The following is a 16,657-nucleotide window of genomic DNA, read 5'->3' on the forward strand; positions in this document are numbered from 1 at the left end:
ACAAAAAGATATAAAGTAAAATTATGGTAGAGGTAAGACCAGACGAAGTATCGGCAATTATCAGACAGCAATTGGCGGGCTTCAAATCAGAAACCGAACTGGAAGAAGTTGGTACCGTGTTGCAAGTGGGCGACGGTATTGCCCGTGTTTACGGTTTAACTAAAGTTCAATCGGGAGAGTTAGTTGAATTTGCAAACGGCCTGCAAGGTATCGTATTAAACCTTGAAGAAGATAACGTTGGTGTGGTACTTTTGGGTGCTTCAGACGAGATCAAAGAAGGTGATACGATTAAACGTACCAAAAAAATTGCCTCTATTAAAGTTGGTGAAGGTATGCTTGGCCGCGTAGTAAACACTTTAGGCGAGCCTTTAGATGGTAAAGGTCCGATCTTGGGTGAAACTTACGAAATGCCTTTAGAGCGTAAAGCACCAGGTGTAATTTACCGTCAGCCGGTAAACGAGCCTTTACAAACAGGTATTAAAGCAATCGATGCAATGATTCCAATCGGTCGTGGTCAGCGTGAGTTGGTTATTGGCGATCGTCAGATTGGTAAAACTGCCGTTTGTATCGATACCATTATCAATCAAAAAGAATTTTATGAAGCAGGCCAGCCTGTGTTCTGTATTTATGTAGCTATCGGTCAGAAAAACTCTACCGTTGCTAACATTGTACGTACACTTGAGGAAAACGGCGCTTTACCATATACAGTTGTTGTTGCTGCTTCGGCCGCAGATCCTGCTCCAATGCAGTTCTATGCTCCGTTTGCTGGTGCTGCAATTGGTGAGTTTTTTCGCGATACAGGTAAACCAGCTTTAATTGTTTATGATGATTTATCTAAACAAGCTGTAGCTTACCGTGAGGTATCTTTATTACTTCGTCGTCCACCGGGCCGTGAAGCTTATCCAGGTGACGTTTTCTACTTACATAGTCGTTTGTTAGAAAGAGCTGCGAAAATCAATGCTAACGATGATATCGCTAAAGCAATGAACGATTTACCTGAGTCGATTAAACACATCGTTAAAGGTGGTGGTTCATTAACCGCTTTACCAATTATCGAAACACAAGCGGGTGACGTTTCTGCATATATCCCAACTAACGTAATTTCAATTACCGATGGTCAGATCTTCTTAGAGTCGAACTTGTTCAACTCAGGTATCCGTCCGGCAATTAACGTAGGTATCTCGGTATCACGTGTTGGTGGTAATGCGCAGATCAAATCAATGAAAAAAGTAGCAGGTACTTTAAAGTTAGACCAGGCTCAATACCGCGAGTTAGAGGCTTTCTCTAAATTCGGTTCTGATTTAGATGCTGCAACTAAATCGGTATTGGATAAAGGTGCACGTAACGTAGAAATGTTGAAACAAGCACAGTTCTCTCCATTTACTGTTGAGAAACAAGTTGCAATTGTTTACGCTGGTACTAAAAACTTAATGCGTAGCGTTCCGGTTAATAAAGTAAAAGAATTTGAAACTGAATTCTTAACTCAATTGGAATTACGTCATCCGGAAACTTTAGCGGCATTAAAAGCTGGTAAATTTGATGATACTATCACTGGTGTATTAGATACCGTAGCAAAAGAGATTTCAAGTAAATATTAATAAGATTTGAGACATGAGATTTGAGATTTGAGATTGGGACGGGAATGTCTCACATCTTAAATCTCACATCTCACATCTAAATAAAGAATGGCTAATTTAAAAGAAGTAAGAAACCGGATTGCATCGGTACAATCAACACAGCAGATTACCAAAGCTATGAAAATGGTTTCTGCAGCAAAGTTGAAACGTGCTACCAATGCAATTATCGCTTTACGTCCTTATGCAACTAAACTGAAAGAGATTTTAGGTAATCTATCAGCAAGTTTAGAGGGATCGTCATCGCCTTTTATCCAGGAGCGTGAGCCCAATAAGGTTTTAATTGTTACTGTATCTTCAAACCGTGGTTTGGCTGGTGCTTTTAACATGAACGTAATTAAAGCGGCCAACAATTTAATTGCTGAGAAATATAGCGAACAGTTGAAAAACGGTAACGTTAGCATTATTTCTATTGGTAAGAAAACTCAGGATTTTTACGAAAAACGTAAATACAATGTTATTGGAAACAATAATGAAGTATATTCGGCCTTAACTTTCGAAAATGTAACCAAAATTACAGATGCGATTATGGCTGGTTTTATTAAAGGTGAGTTTGATAAAGTAGAAGTAGTTTATAACCGTTTTAGAAACGCTGCAGTACAATTTATTACTACTGAGCAGTTGTTACCTCTACCTAAAGCAGAAGAAACACCAGCGGATCTTAAAAAGGATAAGAAAACAACAAACGTTGATTATATTCTAGAGCCTTCGCAAGAAGAGATTGTAGAACAATTAATTCCTAAATCAATTAAGATCCAGCTATATAAAGCAGTGTTAGATTCTCATGCTTCTGAGCACGGCGCACGTATGACATCGATGGATAAAGCAACTGAAAATGCAGGTGAGTTATTGAAAGCCTTAAAACTTTCATACAACCAGGCACGTCAGGCTGCAATTACAACTGAGTTAACTGAGATTGTAAGTGGTGCAGCAGCATTGAACGGATAATAGTTTGCAGTTCTCAGTTTTGAGTTTGCAGTACTAATTGCATAAAATATAAAGCCCATTTTTTCATTGAAATGGGCTTTTTTATTGACTTTGCTAGTCTTAATCCTAAAATTATTATGTTTTTTATGGATTATAATCCTAAAATTATTATGTTTTTTATGGATTATAATCCTAAAATTATTATGTTTTTTATGGATTATAATCTAAAATTATTATACTTTTGTTGAGGAATTTTATATTATGATTGTTCGTAAACAGCTGGATTACGCTCTTGCAAGGCTTTTTAAAGGCAAAGCCTTTATCATCTTTGGGCCACGTCAAACTGGTAAAACTACTTTTGTTGAACAGTTATTGGCAAAGGTTAATAAAAAGACCCTGTACCTCAACGGGGATGATGCTGACATACGCGAAGCTTTGGCTAAACCCAATGCGGCACAAATAGCACAAATGCTCGCCGGCTACGAAGTACTTTTTATAGATGAGGCCCAACGAATCAATGATGTAGGCTTGCTCATTAAAATTATTGTAGATCGCTTTAAGCCTGTTCAGGTTATTGCAACGGGGTCATCTGCATTTGAGTTATCAGGTAAAATAAACGAACCCTTAACCGGTAGAAAATATGAAATGATGCTCTTGCCATTTTCATACGCAGAGCTGGTAAATGATACTGATTTTATTACCGAAGAAAGATCATTGGAACAACGGTTAATTTATGGATCTTATCCCGAGATTATTAACGATCCTCAGAATGCAGAAGAGCATTTAAAATTGCTCGCAGATAGTTATCTATATAAGGATCTTTTTACTTTGGAAGATGTTAAAAAGCCGCTACTCTTCGAAAAAATTGTAAAGGCCCTGGCTTTGCAGGTTGGGAGCGAAGTTAACTTTTCTGAACTGGCACAACTGGTAAAGGCCGATCAGAAAACCGTCGATAAGTACATCGGTCTACTCGAAAAATCTTTTGTGGTTTTTAGCTTACCTGCCTTTGCAGGTAATGTGCGTAACGAAATTAAAAAAAATAAGAAAATCTATTTTTATGATACGGGTATTGTGAATGCCATTACGCGGAATTTTAACCCGATAGCAAACAGGAATGATGTTGGTGCACTATTTGAAAATTATATGATTGCTGAACGGATGAAGTTTTTGCACCAAAATCAGATAGAAGCAGAATGCTTTTTCTGGCGTACCACGCAACAACAGGAAATTGATTATATAGAAAAAACAAAAGAAAAAATTTTTGGCTGTCGAGTTTAAATGGAGCGAAAGAGGGAAAAATAAAATTCCACTTACCTTTACACATGCTTATCCTGATGCAGAAACATTATTGATATCAAAAGCTGATAGGGGAACTTTTTTGAACGGTTAAACTTATCTTTGCAGTATAATATTAATACATGAAAAAATACATCCTCATCATCTTATCGCTCATTCCGTTTTTTGTCACAGCCCAAAATCCTGCACGGGATTATACCAATGCAGTACTTTGGCAGCAAACTTCGGGTGAGTACCGTGCGCTATGTTTCCAAGCCTACAATTTTGCACGTTTATCGTTAAAAGAAGCTTTGTGGGCTGATACGAGTAAAAAACCAAATTGCGTGATTGTTGATATTGATGAAACAGTTCTGGATAATTCTGCTTTTCAGGGGCATGAAATTAAAAAAGGACTAAGTTATGTGCCTGCCGATTGGACAGAATGGACCAGTTTAGCTCAGGCAGATACCGTTCCCGGCGCTTTGGCATTTTTAAAATTTGCAGCTTCAAAAAATATCGAAACTTTTTATGTAAGTAATCGTGATGAAAAAGATTATGCGGCTACGTTAAAAAATCTGCAACATTTTGGTTTCCCTTATGCAGATGATGCGCATTTAGTGGTTTCAAAAGGAACCTCAAATAAAGAGCCACGGCGCCAAAAAATTAGCGAAATGTACAATATTCTGTTGTTATGTGGCGATAATTTAAGCGATTTCAGCAACATTTTTTATCGCGAAAATAAAAATACCTTCGGGCAGGTAAATACAAATCAGAACTTATTTGGAACAAAGTATATTGTGTTGCCAAACCCAATGTACGGGGATTGGGAAAAGCCTTTGTATCAGGGAGAAAAACTTAGTGATAAAGATAAAGCGAAACAAAGGTTGGAACGATTAAAAAGTTACTAAGTTTTATAATTATTCAGCAATAAGTATTACTTTTGTAGCATCATAAAAATAAACATTATGGAGAACAACGAATTAAAGCACAATACAGAAAGTATGAAAACGGCTAACCAGCCAGGAATTTATAAATTAATGATTTTTGGTGTACTGGTTTGCATGGTGGGTACTTACGCACGTTTCGCTTACGATTCGTGGCAGGTATCATTAGCATCCTGGATTGTTTTGTTCATTGGAGCAATTATTGCCATTAAAGGTGTATTCAAAATATTAGACGCATAAGCATTCTACTATCAAAATATAAAGCCGGTCATGTTCATTCACGACCGGCTTTTTTGTTTATATACACTTCTTTTTTGAAAAGCAAATTCAGTAGGTACTAGGTTAAGGTAGTCCTGCCATCCGCTTTAGCTCCGATAGAAAAATCGGAGGCTGCCGCTCCTGTCAGGTTTATGATAGAAAGGTCTGCCGATGTAATCTAAACCTGACAGGAGCGGACACCGAACGTAGTGAGGTAAAGCGGATGGCAGGGCTTTCGGAACCGATAAACACAGTAACCTGCTTTTCAAAAAAAACGCCATAAAAACTTCTACTTAAACCTGCGAGGTTTAATACTAGCTGAAAAACTGCGAAAACACCCTTCTCACGTCACTAAACCCAACATAGGGTTACCTAAATATAATTTTCGTATTAAGGGTAAATACAGCGTTAAAAACTAACCAGATACGCTACACTTCTCATGGCCATTTGAAGCAAATATTTAAAATGATTATTTATTTAGAACCGCACAATCATGAAAAGGAATATTATTGCTATAGCCATAGTTTTAACAATTTTTGGCTGCCAAAACGAAAATAAAAATATGCAAGCGCTGATACCGTAGCGCTGGAGCCTTTGAGCAAAGAATCTGCAGATAGTACTGCCGCTGAGAAAATCATCAAAACTGCCGATATGCGGTTTAGGGTTAAAGATGTGCAGCAGACCAAAGAACAGCTGAGTAAAACCATTAAAGCAGAAGGTGGTACTGTTGCTGAGTTCTCTATCGAAAGCACCATCCAGGAAACAGACAAGGTTAAACAATCAACAGATTCGTTGAAAGAAATTACTTCTTACCGCACTCAGGGTTATCTGGTAGCGAAAGTACCATCAGATAAATTGGACGAATTTACCAATACCATCGCAAAAATGGCCGTCTTTGTAGATAACCAGTCAATGAAAATGGACGATCAAAGCATTGCTTATTTAGCTAATAAATTAAAAGCGCAGAACCGCATTGATGCTATTGAAAAAATCAATAAAGTTGCGACGAAAAAGAGCGCCAATGTAGAATCATCACTTTATATCAAAGATGATTATGTGGATAAAAGAATCGAGAATATGCAGATCGATAACCGCGTAAAATTTAGCACCATTACCCTTAATTTTTATCAGGACAATACCGTTAGAACTATGATTGTTGCTAACGATAACCTGTACGATTACCGTCCGGCATTTATAAACAGGTTATGGTTGGGTATTGTAAACGGCTGGACGATTTTTAAAGAAATCATTATTGCTATTTCTAACCTCTGGATGCTGATATTGGTGGGTGTAGTGATATTTTTTGTGATAAAACATTTTATCCGGAAGAATAAACTGGCAATGGATGAAGCGACTAAAAACATGATCGATCAGGCCAGGCAATAAGAATCTATTCCTTCTACAAATGACAGATTTAAATAATCGGCCGTTATTCCCGCGCAGGCGGGAATCTTAAAACTTATAAATTAGGATTCAATCAAGTTGGGAATGACGATACCTCGTGACCTATCATCGTCATTCGCTCTCCATCGGTTGGTGATTCACCAACCGATAATTATTTTTTCGCCTTAGCTGCTAAACCTTTAACCTTGGTTTTATTATCGCTTACAAAAGATTCCCAGCCCGAATAGGTTTTAGATTTACCACCAGTGGTAATTTTTTGAAAAGAATGGCAAACGGCAACAGCCAAACCATCGGTAGCATCTAAAAATTCGGGTGTTTCTTTAAAGTTGAGTAAGCGCTGCAACATGGCTGCTACCTGTTCTTTAGTGGCGTTTCCGCTGCCGGTAATGGATTGTTTGATCTTGCGTGGAGAATATTCGGTTACGGGCACATTTCTGGATAGTGCGGCTGCAATGGCAATGCCTTGTGCACGGCCAAGTTTCAATAGTACCTGGATGTTTTTACCATAAAATGGGGCTTCTATGGCCAATACATCGGGTTTATACTGCTCCATCAGCACTACCGTTTTTTCAAATATCCGCTGAAGTTTAAGAAAAGGATCGTCTAAATGGGTCATTTTAACCACTCCCAAACTGATCAGTTCCGTTTTATTTCCCTTCTCCAAAATTACACCATAACCCATCACCGCAGTACCCGGATCGATGCCCATAATTACCCGCTCCTTTTTTTCGTTCAACATTACAGCAATATTAAGCATATTTGCAAATAAAAAGAGAATCTTGACAGGCAGGCAAAAAAAATATTATCGCTTTTTATCAAAGTTGCAATTGTAATATTTGCCTTTTGGTTTATTTACCATAAACTGGTTGCGAATAAAAATCTCCACGACTTCAGCACACTATTAAAAGATATCCCTCAGATAGAAATTATCATGGTAATCGGGATAGTGATACTCCTGATGTTTGTAAACTGGTTTTTAGAGTCAGGTAAATGGAAATACTTAATGAGCCATATCGAACCCATCAGTTTCTACAGGGCCATCGAATCTGTTTTCTGTGGTTTAACGCTTGCTATTTTTACGCCAAACAGACTAGGAGAATATGGAGGTCGTGTATTTTTCCTCTCCCCCGAAGAAGAATTGTTGGAATAGTGGCCATGAGTGTGGGCAGCATCGGTCAATTGGTGCTGACCAATGTTTTTGGGGCCATTGCAGCCTGCTTTTTCGTGTACCGCTTTATCCCGATCGATAAGGTACTATTTATTGCTTTGGTTTTTTTTGCGGTAATTTTTTGCCTGTTTTTTCTGATTTTTTACTTTAACATCCGTTGGTTAAACGGGATTTTATTATCCTTCAAATTCACCAGAAGATACAAGAAATTTTATAGCATTTTGGCCCGGTACAAAAAAAGGGAATTATTCAAAATTATTACTTATTGTTTTGCCCGTTACCTGATATTCAGTTCGCAATATTTCATTCTTTTTATTTGGCTGGTGCCCGGATTACATTATGCAGATATTGTGATGATGACCTGTTTGCTATTTTTGGTACAGTCGGCACTGCCTTCACTTGATCTTTTCGATGTGGGCATTAGAAGTGTCACTGCGGTTGAGCTATTTAAACATGTAACCGATCAGCACGTGGCGGTTATCGCATGTACTGCCAGTATTTGGCTCATAAATATTATAATTCCTGCTATCTTAGGCACTTATTTCGTTTTTAAACTCAATTTTTTTGGAAATCTTAAATCTAACTAGTCTATTTTCTGCTGCTTTAACTTTAATTTATGGTTTTTTGGTGCTTAATTTTATCAGAGGATGGCATAACCTGATCTATTTTACGCCACAAAATTCTGATCCCCGAACCAAAGTTTCTATTATAGTTGCTGCAAGGGATGAGGAAGAGAATATTGCCAAAACGATTAATGATCTGATTGCTCAGCAATATCCTAAAGCTTTAACAGAAATTATTATTATTGATGACCATTCTACTGATAGAACGGCAGAAATTGTGTTAAGCTATGCCGGCAGTAATGTGAAACTAATTAAGTTAAACGAGGATAGGGCATTAAACTCGTATAAGAAGAAAGCAATACAAACAGCTATCGGCACCTGCTCCGGCGATCTGATCATTACCACTGATGCCGATTGCAGGATGGGGCAGGATTGGCTGGTTACCATTGTAAACCTATACGAACAGAAAAACTATAAAATGATTTCTTCACCCGTAGCTTATTTTCAAGAGAAAAGTTTTTTTGAGCGATTACAATCCCTAGAATTCCTTTATCTTATCGGCTTAGGGGCTTCTACCATTGGAAATAAGCAACCATCTACTTGTAATGGTGCAAATTTGGCCTACGAAAAAACAACTTTTTATGAAGTTGGGGGCTTTCAGGGAATAGATGATCTGGCATCGGGCGACGATGAGCTATTGTTGCATAAAATTGCAGCTAAATATCCAGATCAGATTGGTTTCCTCAAAAATAGAGAAGCCATTGTGTACACCCATGCCAAAGAAACTTTGGGTGCATTTATTCAGCAACGCAAACGCTGGGCTTCAAAGAGTACCCGTTATAAAAATAAGGCTATTATTGTGTTGGGGGTATTGATTTGGATCTTTAACCTATCTATACTCGCAAATTTTATCACAGGCCTTTTTATTCCGGGGTTTTTAACCGTCACATTTTATCAATTATTGGTTAAAATGGTTTTAGAAACACTATTTTTATGGGATGTAACCGGCTTTGCCAAAAGGCGCAGTTTACTCATTTTAATACCTGTTTTAAATGTGCTTCATGTAATTTACATGGTGTACATTGGCATTGCCGGAAACAGCGGAAAATACAATTGGAAAGGCAGAATGGTTAGGTAATGGATAATAGCCCATCAAAAAAAGTATGGTTAAAGTTTAAACGGAATAAGCTGGCCTTCGGCGGGCTGATCTTTATCCTGCTATTAATGCTGATGGGTATTTTGGGCTATTTAATTATGCCCGATCATTCTCCAAATGCAAATGTGCAAACACTCCAGTTAAACAAAAAGAAACCCGGCAGTACCTTTACTTTTTTAATCATCAGCAGAAATCCTAAAGTAGAAAAAGTTAACCTTTTCGAGAGAATGCTTAATGGGCAAACACCTACCTTTAAAAGCATCCCGATAACTTCATACAAGATAAAGGGTAATGCTGTTTTTGTGCAGGAGTATATCGGAGATGACGAAAAAGCCAAAGAAACAGTATACGGATTAAAAGATTTATGCACCGGTTGTGTTTTACCTTCAAAAGCGGGCACTCCACAGACTCTTTTTGAGAAAAACAACATTTACAAAGAAACCTTTATTCTTGGAACTGATATTTATGGCCGGGATTTATGCAGTCGCCTGATTTTAGGCATTCGCGTTTCATTATCGGTTGGTTTAATGGCTGTTCTCATTTCACTTTTTATTGGGGTGAGTTTAGGTGCCATTGCGGGTTATTTTGGTGGCAGGATAGATGCCACAATCAGCTGGTTTATGAATGTGGTTTGGTCGCTACCGTCATTACTGCTCGTTATTGCTATATCTTTCGCTTTGGGGAAAGGTTTCTGGCAGATATTTATTGCAGTTGGTTTATCAACCTGGGTAGATGTGGCCAGATTGGTCCGCGGGCAGGTAATGGCTTTAAAAGAGGTAGAATTTGTAGAGGCCGCAAGAGCCTTAGGTTTTAGCACTAGCCGAACCATTATTAAACATATACTCCCAAATATTGCAGGGCCGATATTGGTGGTTGCTTCTTCTAATTTTGCCTCGGCCATATTATTGGAAACAGGGCTAAGCTTTTTGGGTTTTGGTGCTCAGCCCCCAATGCCAAGCTGGGGCAGTATGATCAAAGAACATTATGGTTATATTATTATGGATGCCGCTTACCTCGCCATTTTGCCAGGTTTAGCCATTATGTTTACCGTTTATGCCTTTAATGTGCTTGCTATTGGCTTACGTGATGCCTTTGATGTTAAGGGTCAGAATATAACGGTCTAAAATCCTTCCATAAAAAAAGCAGTACCAATACGATACTGCTTTACTCCTTAAAAGCAAAAGTTAAGCTGTTGCAGTCAGCGTGTTCCCTGAAACAGTAAGTGGATAAACTTTTAGTGCGCTCGTGGTTCCGCCGTCACTCGGTTGGGCCAAAATGCTGCCCGAAGTGGTATACCTCGAACTATGTAAGCCACATTGAATGTAATTACTGGTCTGAATAAAAGTTAATGCTCCGCCCTGGTGCGGGCAAACGGCTTGTGTGGCTACAAATGAGGTGTTGGTATTTCCCCCGGCAGTACGGATAAATAATATGCTGTTTACGGTGACAGATGCGCCAACTGTTAGTAATTGCGTGCTCAGATCAACACTTGCGGTAGTGCCTGAAGGAACACCACCACCATTTGGTTTACTGGGCTCTGGTGAATCGCTTTTTTGCCACAGGCTGAAAAGCAGGTTCCTGTGCATACCAATGCTACGCCCAGGCCTAAAGATTTGATAAATTCATTACGTTCCATAATTGTTTTGTTGGTTTATTTTGGTTGATTTTGAATTACTTTGCTTTTTTCTTATCGAAAGAAAACCTACGTGCTATACTAAAGCCCCAACGGTATTGCCCTTTAAGCCAAGAAGTATTCGTGTCGGTAATAAACTGTGATTCCTGTATTGCGGTGGCATTGGTGAAATTGAGGTGAAAAATATGCCCTCCGGTTTCAAACTCCAATCCGGCACCAAGCGTTTTGTAATATTGTGTTCCCAATGTGCTTTCGAGATAAGCTTCTTTGTTTTTATCCCTGAATGGAATGGTATAATCGGCTACAAAAGCCATGCGTTTGGTAATTTTGATACGGCCACCAACAGATAGGGCAAGCATATCGTTCTGGTCGCCAAAAACAGTAAAATTTCGGTGCACATACGACGGCATTATCAGCATCGAAAAGTTTGAGTTAAACTTACGGGCAATTACGGCTTGCACCACGTAAGTTAATCGATCCTGGAATTCGCCAAATGCATTTGCAGCGGTGGGGTCAGTTGAAGCTTTCGCTGCTGAAAGGGTAGTACTGCCGAATAAGGTTACTGCAACAGGTACTTTATCATCAGCAGTTTGCTCCAGTAAACGGTATTTTAAGTTCCCTTCGTAAAGCTGTGTTACCACGCCAGCTCCTTTTGCCCTTGATAAACCAACGGAAAGCCTATCGCTGATCCCGTATTCAAAACCAATGCGGATATCTGTTGATTGATCCAGTCCAAAAAAGTTTTTAGTACCCCCGCACTACCCGCTATATCACCAAAACGGTGATCTACCCTGAAATCCAGTTCATTTTTATAAATGGTTTCATTGGTTTGGATGTTGATCAGTTTGGTTGCCTTAAAAGTAGCCTGTACATTCTTTTTTTCAGTAGGCATCTGCAATGCTTTTTCGAGCGAATCCTGTGCAAAAGCCAAAGTAGGCAGGAGGGTTACAGATAGGTATAAAAGAGATTTTAGATGTAATTTCATAAATTTTATTTTTTGGGTTGATAAATAGCGGTCATTTTTACCTGTATGGTTTCTGCAATTTGTTTAAAAACGATCGTTGGGATTTTGATATCATGATCGGCCAGTTTTACATTGAATGTAGAAGTGGCTCTTGCCTCATCGCCGGTAATTACTAAGGATCCTTTTGTCGTATATGCTTTGGTTACACCATGAATCTGCAGGTTACCCTTAACCGTAACGGGATAAGTACCAGGCTTTGAAAAATCGATCTGTTCTACAATTTTTCCTTTAAAATCAGAAGTTGGGAACTTATCGCTCTCCATATAATTTTCGTTAAAATGTTCCTGCATCAGTTTTTTCTTAAACTGAAAAGAAGTATTGTTGATTTTGAAAATGATATCGTTGGTTTTGGTATTAAGCGCCGAAGCACCGGTTTTACTCTGTGCATCGATATCTTCTACAGGTGTTGAAGAAAAAAATGAAGAATTAACGCTTTTACTTACCCAAATCTGGGCTTTTATGCCTGTGCATAAAAACAGGGCTGTTAATGTGAAAAATAATTTTTGCATCTGCAATGTATTTAAGTGATTAATAAAACCGGCGTTAATTTCGAAGGGTTATTCTGGCATACCTTTATCAACCCAGGCCTGTAATAATTCTCTTTCGTTGGCGGTCAAAGAACCGCCTTTTGGCATTGTTTTGGTAACCAGAACAGCATTCGCTACGCGGGTGTCATCTTTAACAGAGGGTAAGCCATTAAATAACCAGATGGATTTAAGTGCGCCGTTTGGACCATGGCAGTTGTTACATTTGGTTTGGAAAAGTGCACCTGCAAAATTGGTGTAGGTTACATTGGCTGTGGTTACAGCTGTCGGGCCTGTAGGGGTTGCTGGTTTTAATTCTTCAGCCTGTCTTTTAGAGCAGGCAAAAAGTAAGGCCGTAATTGCGGCTAATAAAAAGATTGAATTTTGTTTTTTCATAGGTATTTAGTTAAGGTTAAAATTGGTGGTAGATTCATTTCTATATCCTCATGTTCGATTGCGGTGTAATTGAAGTTTTTAGGGCGATAGCCGATTTTTTAAAATTTATGTTCTGTTTGTTTAAAAAGCATAACTGTTTTTGAATAAGCATAGCTTTTCATATAATTTTTGCTTAAATCTTAATCGTTACGTAGCTTTCTTAGGATTGGTTGCCTGCGGGACAAAAAAAGCCGTTCCGATTTTACATCGGAACGGCTTTCGGGATAAATTTTATCTAAAACCTAGTTAAAATCTTCGGCCTTTAAAGGCGGATTAACTTTAATGTCTTTAATTATAACTGAAAACTCCTGAGAACCTTGTGGGCTTGCCACCGATTGAGTTAGGGTAAACGGAAATAATACATCGCCAACTTTCTGGTAGTTTGAATATTCCGTAGACTGACTAATTTCAGCGCCACCTTTGGTAATGGTACGCTCATCTTTTAAAAGTAAACCCGATTTGGTGTCGTAATATTCAGTTTTCTTTTTGCCGGAAGGAGAAGTGATGTTTAACTTAAACGCATCAGCAATACCAACTTTTGCCGTACCTGCAGATTCAATTTTAGTTCCATCAGTAGCATAATAAATTTGATTACCATAACCTTTATCCTCTTTCTTTTCAGTCAGATCATCGCCGGTTAATTCAGCTTTCTGGCCCATTTGCATTGCATATCCTGTTTTACCATTGTAAACCTGTTTCATCGCAGTTTGGCCACCCATAGAAATTTCCATGCTGCTTAGGTTAGGTGCCATATTTTTAATGGTAACGGCAAGCTTTTGACCCTGCATTTCCATTTCACCGTTTTGCTGTAATGAAGTGATTTTTTTAATAGCTTCTTCACCACCAATGGCTTTAATGTAGTTTTTGATAATTTCTGCAGGTGCAACTGTTGGTGCGGCAGCAGTTTCGGTTGCTTTCACCGGATTTGCATAATTATCATAAACCTGTGTTTTAAAGCCTGCTTTATTTAAGCCAGCTGCAAATGCATCAGTTTTACCCACAATAACAATACGGGTGTTATCATGGCTGTAATATTTTTTAGCGACCCTTAAAATATCATCAGTAGTTACTGCATTAATCTTTTGTAAATAAGTGCGATAAAAATCTTTAGGTAAGTTATTAATTAAGATATTACTCGCAAAGCCTGCAGTACGTGCCGGATTTTCTAAGCCCAGTGCAAACGATCCATTGAAAAGATTTTTCGCATTCTGTAATTCATCAGCAGTCACCTTGGTCGTGCGGATACTGTTAATCTCTCTTAAAAATTCTACCACTGCACTATCAACCTTCTCGTTTCTAACCGCTGCATTAGCCGAAAATTTTGATTGGAAACGGCCTGAGCCAGTGCTTGAATATGCGCCATAAGTAAAGCCATGTTTCTCGCGGAGGTTGCCAAATAATCGTGATTCAGAGCCACCACCTAATATCTGGTTCGCCAATAAAACCGGGAAATAATCAGGACTGCTCATTGGCAGGTCGATTAAGTTTACCACTGTAATTTCAGATTGAACAGCGTTGCTTACATTGATGATATCCACTTCCGTTTTGGCAGGATTAGCAACTTTAGTAAGAACAGGTAAAGTTAAGCTAGTGCCTTTCCAATCGCCAAAGGCTTTCTCTGCCAATGCTTTTGCCGCTTCGGGTTTAATATCGCCAACAAAGGTTAAGTAACCTCTTGAAGGGGTAATGTATTTTTTATAGGCTATTTTAACGTCATCTAAAGTAATTCCTTTTAGAGAAGCTTCGGTTTCGAACTCACCATAAGGATGGCTTTTGCCATAAGCCAAAGCATTTACCACACGGGCTGAAATGGCTTTTGCACTTTTCTCGTTGGATTTTAATCCTGTAATAGTCTGCGACTTTAATTTTTCGAAAGATTCTGCAGGAAAGGCTGGTTTACGGATACTCTCGGCCATTAAATTAAATGCCTCTGGAAAGTAACGGGTTAAGGCCGATACCGAGCCACCACTTGCACCTGTACTTACATCAGCCCCCAGTTGATCAACAGCCTCATCAAATTGAGCCTTTGTTTTAGAGGTTGTACCTTCATTAAGCATACTGCCCATTAAACCAACTACCCCAGCTTTTGCACCTTCGTTAATCGGACCAGCATCTATACTGTAACTTGCAGATACTTTTGGTAATTTATGGTTTTCTACAACTAGAACGGTGATTCCATTTGCCAATTTATAAATCACAGGATCGCCAACAGTAATAACGGGTGCCGGACCAGGTTTTGGTTTGTGGCTTCGATCTATTGTTTGTGCTGAAATCCCTTGAGCCAATAAGGAAATTGCAGCTATAATGAATAATTTCTTCATGTTTTTAAATAATTAAAATGAAAAGCAATCTGCTTATTTCTTAGGTAAGTAATACAATACAACTCTTTGGTTTTTGTTCAGATACTTTTTAGCAACATCTCTGATCTCCTCACGGGTGATGGACCTGATTACCTCTAATTCCTTATTGATATCATTTGTATCCTTATCATGGAAAGTATAACCATTGGCCAGGTTTTCGGCAACACCTAACATTTTACTGTTTGCACTTACATAGCTGTTTTCGAATTTATTCTGCAGCTTTTTATAGTCACTTTCGCTGATTAAATCAGTTTGAAGGCGTAAAACTTCTTCATCAATATCTTTTAATAAATCATTAAGTGGCGTATTATTGTTGGGTAATGCCAGGGTGATATAAGCACCATAATCCTCAAGCGAATAGTTAAAAGCAGCAACCTGTAAAGCTGTTTTCTTTTGATCGACCATTTTAGTGCTTAATCTCGAACTTCCACCTTCTGATAAAATAGAGCTGATCATGCCCAACACCTTGCTCTCCCTGCTCTTCATGCCTGGTACGCGGTAAGCGGCAAAGATGGCTGGAATTTGAATATTGGCATCGTAAGCGGTATCGATAATCTCTTTGGTAATATCCGGTAGCTTATAATCTTTACGTACTACTGGTTCACCTTTAGGTACTTCAGCGAAGTAAGCTTTTACCAATGCTTTTGTTTTGTCTACATCTAAATCGCCGGCAATGGTTAAAACGGCATTATTGGGTACGTAGTATTTTTTAAAGAAAGCAATAAACTCGCTCAGTTTTGCCGCATCTAAGTGCTCCATTGAGCCAATTGGCTGCCAACGGTAAGGGTGTCCGTCAAACAAATGGCCGAAAATTTTCTCGGTGAATTTTCCATAAGGAGCATTGTCTATGCGTAAACGTTTTTCTTCTTTTACTACCTCGTTTTGTGTTTTTACACCACCTTCGTTAATTACGGGGTGCAGCATTCTTTCACTTTCTAACCATAAACCGAGTTCTAATTGGTTTGATGGAAAAAGTTCATAATAAAAAGTACGGTCTTGAGAAGTATTGGCATTGTTCTGTCCGCCATTACTGCTTACCAGTTTCATAAACTCACCGCGTTTAATATTATCGGAACCTTCAAATAATAAATGTTCGAAAAAGTGGGCGAAGCCTGTACGTTGGGTTTCTTCATCTTTAGAACCAACATGATACATTACCGAAACGGCAACAACGGGAGCAGTTTTGTCTTGATGTAGAATGACATGGAGGCCATTGTCCAGGTCGAATTCCGTAAACTGTACTTTTTGAGCAGAAGCACTTAAGCTCAGACCGGAAATGGCCAAAGCAAAAAGAATTCTTTTTTTCATAGAAAATTTGTTTTTAATGATTAGAAATAATCAAAAGCGGGCAA

16 protein-coding genes and 1 pseudogene are annotated in these 16,657 nt (G+C 38.6%); 9 read left to right on the plus strand and 8 right to left on the minus strand.

Annotation, left to right across the window (positions count from 1 at the left end; all coding sequences use genetic code 11):
- Nucleotides 1–23: 23 nt before the first annotated feature.
- From atpA to ACQ86H_RS03605, 6 genes are all read left to right on the plus strand, one after another.
- Nucleotides 24–1,598 carry a F0F1 ATP synthase subunit alpha gene (gene atpA, locus ACQ86H_RS03580; protein ID WP_138818677.1) on the plus strand — a complete coding sequence of 525 codons (1,575 nt, stop codon included), beginning with the start codon at nucleotides 24–26 and terminating at the stop codon, nucleotides 1,596–1,598.
- Between the two features lie 87 nt (nucleotides 1,599–1,685).
- Nucleotides 1,686–2,582: an ATP synthase F1 subunit gamma gene (gene atpG, locus ACQ86H_RS03585; protein WP_138818675.1), complete on the plus strand. Its 897-nt coding sequence runs from the start codon at nucleotides 1,686–1,688 to the stop codon at nucleotides 2,580–2,582.
- Nucleotides 2,583–2,822: 240 nt separating this feature from the next.
- Nucleotides 2,823–3,839 (plus strand): ATP-binding protein, encoded by a 1,017-nt coding sequence (locus tag ACQ86H_RS03590; protein WP_431293875.1) that lies wholly within the window; start codon nucleotides 2,823–2,825, stop codon nucleotides 3,837–3,839.
- Nucleotides 3,840–3,979: 140 nt separating this feature from the next.
- Entirely contained in the window at nucleotides 3,980–4,744 is a 765-nt protein-coding gene (locus tag ACQ86H_RS03595; protein WP_138818671.1) for a 5'-nucleotidase, lipoprotein e(P4) family, read from the plus strand.
- A gap of 57 nt (nucleotides 4,745–4,801) precedes the next feature.
- The gene (locus ACQ86H_RS03600; protein WP_029278686.1) at nucleotides 4,802–5,020 is read left to right on the plus strand and encodes a hypothetical protein; all 219 of its coding nucleotides are present in this window, start codon (nucleotides 4,802–4,804) and stop codon (nucleotides 5,018–5,020) included.
- Nucleotides 5,021–5,632: 612 nt separating this feature from the next.
- Nucleotides 5,633–6,424, plus strand: coding sequence for a DUF4349 domain-containing protein (locus tag ACQ86H_RS03605; protein WP_431293876.1), 792 nt, complete (start codon nucleotides 5,633–5,635; stop codon nucleotides 6,422–6,424).
- A 169-nt stretch (nucleotides 6,425–6,593) separates the two neighbouring features.
- On the opposite strand, the gene ruvC is transcribed toward ACQ86H_RS03605, so the two are convergent.
- Nucleotides 6,594–7,181, minus strand: a complete 588-nt coding sequence (gene ruvC, locus ACQ86H_RS03610; RefSeq protein ID WP_138818668.1) for a crossover junction endodeoxyribonuclease RuvC — start codon at nucleotides 7,179–7,181, stop codon at nucleotides 6,594–6,596.
- A gap of 60 nt (nucleotides 7,182–7,241) precedes the next feature.
- Between ruvC and ACQ86H_RS03615 the strand changes: the two are divergent.
- From ACQ86H_RS03615 to ACQ86H_RS03625, 3 genes and pseudogenes are all read left to right on the plus strand, one after another.
- A pseudogene (locus tag ACQ86H_RS03615) lies at nucleotides 7,242–8,197 on the plus strand (lysylphosphatidylglycerol synthase domain-containing protein).
- Nucleotides 8,175–9,311: a glycosyltransferase family 2 protein gene (locus ACQ86H_RS03620; protein WP_138818666.1), complete on the plus strand. Its 1,137-nt coding sequence runs from the start codon at nucleotides 8,175–8,177 to the stop codon at nucleotides 9,309–9,311. Before ACQ86H_RS03615 ends, ACQ86H_RS03620 begins: the two are co-directional and overlap by 23 nt.
- A complete protein-coding gene (locus ACQ86H_RS03625; protein WP_138818665.1) occupies nucleotides 9,311–10,453 on the plus strand; it encodes an ABC transporter permease in 1,143 nt (380 codons plus the stop codon). Before ACQ86H_RS03620 ends, ACQ86H_RS03625 begins: the two co-directional genes overlap by 1 nt.
- 60 nt (nucleotides 10,454–10,513) lie before the next feature.
- Here ACQ86H_RS03625 and ACQ86H_RS03630 read toward each other — a convergent pair whose 3' ends face one another.
- The 7 genes from ACQ86H_RS03630 to ACQ86H_RS03660 all read right to left on the minus strand — a co-directional run bounded on the left by ACQ86H_RS03630 (nucleotide 10,514) and on the right by ACQ86H_RS03660 (nucleotide 16,613).
- The gene (locus ACQ86H_RS03630; RefSeq protein WP_431293877.1) at nucleotides 10,514–10,915 is read right to left on the minus strand and encodes a ubiquinol-cytochrome c reductase iron-sulfur subunit; all 402 of its coding nucleotides are present in this window, start codon (nucleotides 10,913–10,915) and stop codon (nucleotides 10,514–10,516) included.
- 85 nt (nucleotides 10,916–11,000) lie between these two features.
- Nucleotides 11,001–11,693 carry a DUF5777 family beta-barrel protein gene (locus tag ACQ86H_RS03635; protein WP_431295332.1) on the minus strand — a complete coding sequence of 231 codons (693 nt, stop codon included), beginning with the start codon at nucleotides 11,691–11,693 and terminating at the stop codon, nucleotides 11,001–11,003.
- Nucleotides 11,597–11,947 carry a DUF5777 family beta-barrel protein gene (locus ACQ86H_RS03640; protein WP_431293878.1) on the minus strand — a complete coding sequence of 117 codons (351 nt, stop codon included), beginning with the start codon at nucleotides 11,945–11,947 and terminating at the stop codon, nucleotides 11,597–11,599. The genes ACQ86H_RS03635 and ACQ86H_RS03640 overlap by 97 nt, the downstream gene beginning before the upstream one ends.
- Before the next feature lie 5 nt (nucleotides 11,948–11,952).
- Nucleotides 11,953–12,495, minus strand: a complete 543-nt coding sequence (locus ACQ86H_RS03645; protein WP_138818662.1) for a YceI family protein — start codon at nucleotides 12,493–12,495, stop codon at nucleotides 11,953–11,955.
- Between the two features lie 48 nt (nucleotides 12,496–12,543).
- Complete coding sequence (locus ACQ86H_RS03650; RefSeq protein ID WP_138818661.1) at nucleotides 12,544–12,906, minus strand: c-type cytochrome; 363 nt, start codon at nucleotides 12,904–12,906, stop codon at nucleotides 12,544–12,546.
- Nucleotides 12,907–13,187: 281 nt separating this feature from the next.
- Nucleotides 13,188–15,266, minus strand: a complete 2,079-nt coding sequence (locus ACQ86H_RS03655) for an insulinase family protein (RefSeq protein WP_431293879.1) — start codon at nucleotides 15,264–15,266, stop codon at nucleotides 13,188–13,190.
- 33 nt (nucleotides 15,267–15,299) lie between these two features.
- Nucleotides 15,300–16,613, minus strand: a complete 1,314-nt coding sequence (locus ACQ86H_RS03660) for a M16 family metallopeptidase (RefSeq protein WP_431293880.1) — start codon at nucleotides 16,611–16,613, stop codon at nucleotides 15,300–15,302.
- Nucleotides 16,614–16,657: the final 44 nt, after the last annotated feature.

It is taken from the genome of Pedobacter sp. P26 (genome assembly GCF_050632135.1).
Classification (GTDB): Bacteria; Bacteroidota; Bacteroidia; order Sphingobacteriales; family Sphingobacteriaceae; genus Pedobacter.

Coding starts and splice junctions, on each gene's coding strand:
- atpA (WP_138818677.1), top strand. CDS start 24: ATGGTAGAGGTAAGACCAGACGAAGTATCGGCAATTATCAGACAGCAA.
- ACQ86H_RS03650 (WP_138818661.1), bottom strand. CDS start 12,906: ATGAAAAAACAAAATTCAATCTTTTTATTAGCCGCAATTACGGCCTTA.
- ACQ86H_RS03630 (WP_431293877.1), bottom strand. CDS start 10,915: ATGCACAGGAACCTGCTTTTCAGCCTGTGGCAAAAAAGCGATTCACCA.
- ruvC (WP_138818668.1), bottom strand. CDS start 7,181: ATGTTGAACGAAAAAAAGGAGCGGGTAATTATGGGCATCGATCCGGGT.
- atpG (WP_138818675.1), top strand. CDS start 1,686: ATGGCTAATTTAAAAGAAGTAAGAAACCGGATTGCATCGGTACAATCA.
- ACQ86H_RS03660 (WP_431293880.1), bottom strand. CDS start 16,613: ATGAAAAAAAGAATTCTTTTTGCTTTGGCCATTTCCGGTCTGAGCTTA.
- ACQ86H_RS03645 (WP_138818662.1), bottom strand. CDS start 12,495: ATGCAAAAATTATTTTTCACATTAACAGCCCTGTTTTTATGCACAGGC.
- ACQ86H_RS03600 (WP_029278686.1), top strand. CDS start 4,802: ATGGAGAACAACGAATTAAAGCACAATACAGAAAGTATGAAAACGGCT.
- ACQ86H_RS03655 (WP_431293879.1), bottom strand. CDS start 15,266: ATGAAGAAATTATTCATTATAGCTGCAATTTCCTTATTGGCTCAAGGG.
- ACQ86H_RS03595 (WP_138818671.1), top strand. CDS start 3,980: ATGAAAAAATACATCCTCATCATCTTATCGCTCATTCCGTTTTTTGTC.
- ACQ86H_RS03590 (WP_431293875.1), top strand. CDS start 2,823: ATGATTGTTCGTAAACAGCTGGATTACGCTCTTGCAAGGCTTTTTAAA.
- ACQ86H_RS03640 (WP_431293878.1), bottom strand. CDS start 11,947: ATGAAATTACATCTAAAATCTCTTTTATACCTATCTGTAACCCTCCTG.
- ACQ86H_RS03625 (WP_138818665.1), top strand. CDS start 9,311: ATGGATAATAGCCCATCAAAAAAAGTATGGTTAAAGTTTAAACGGAAT.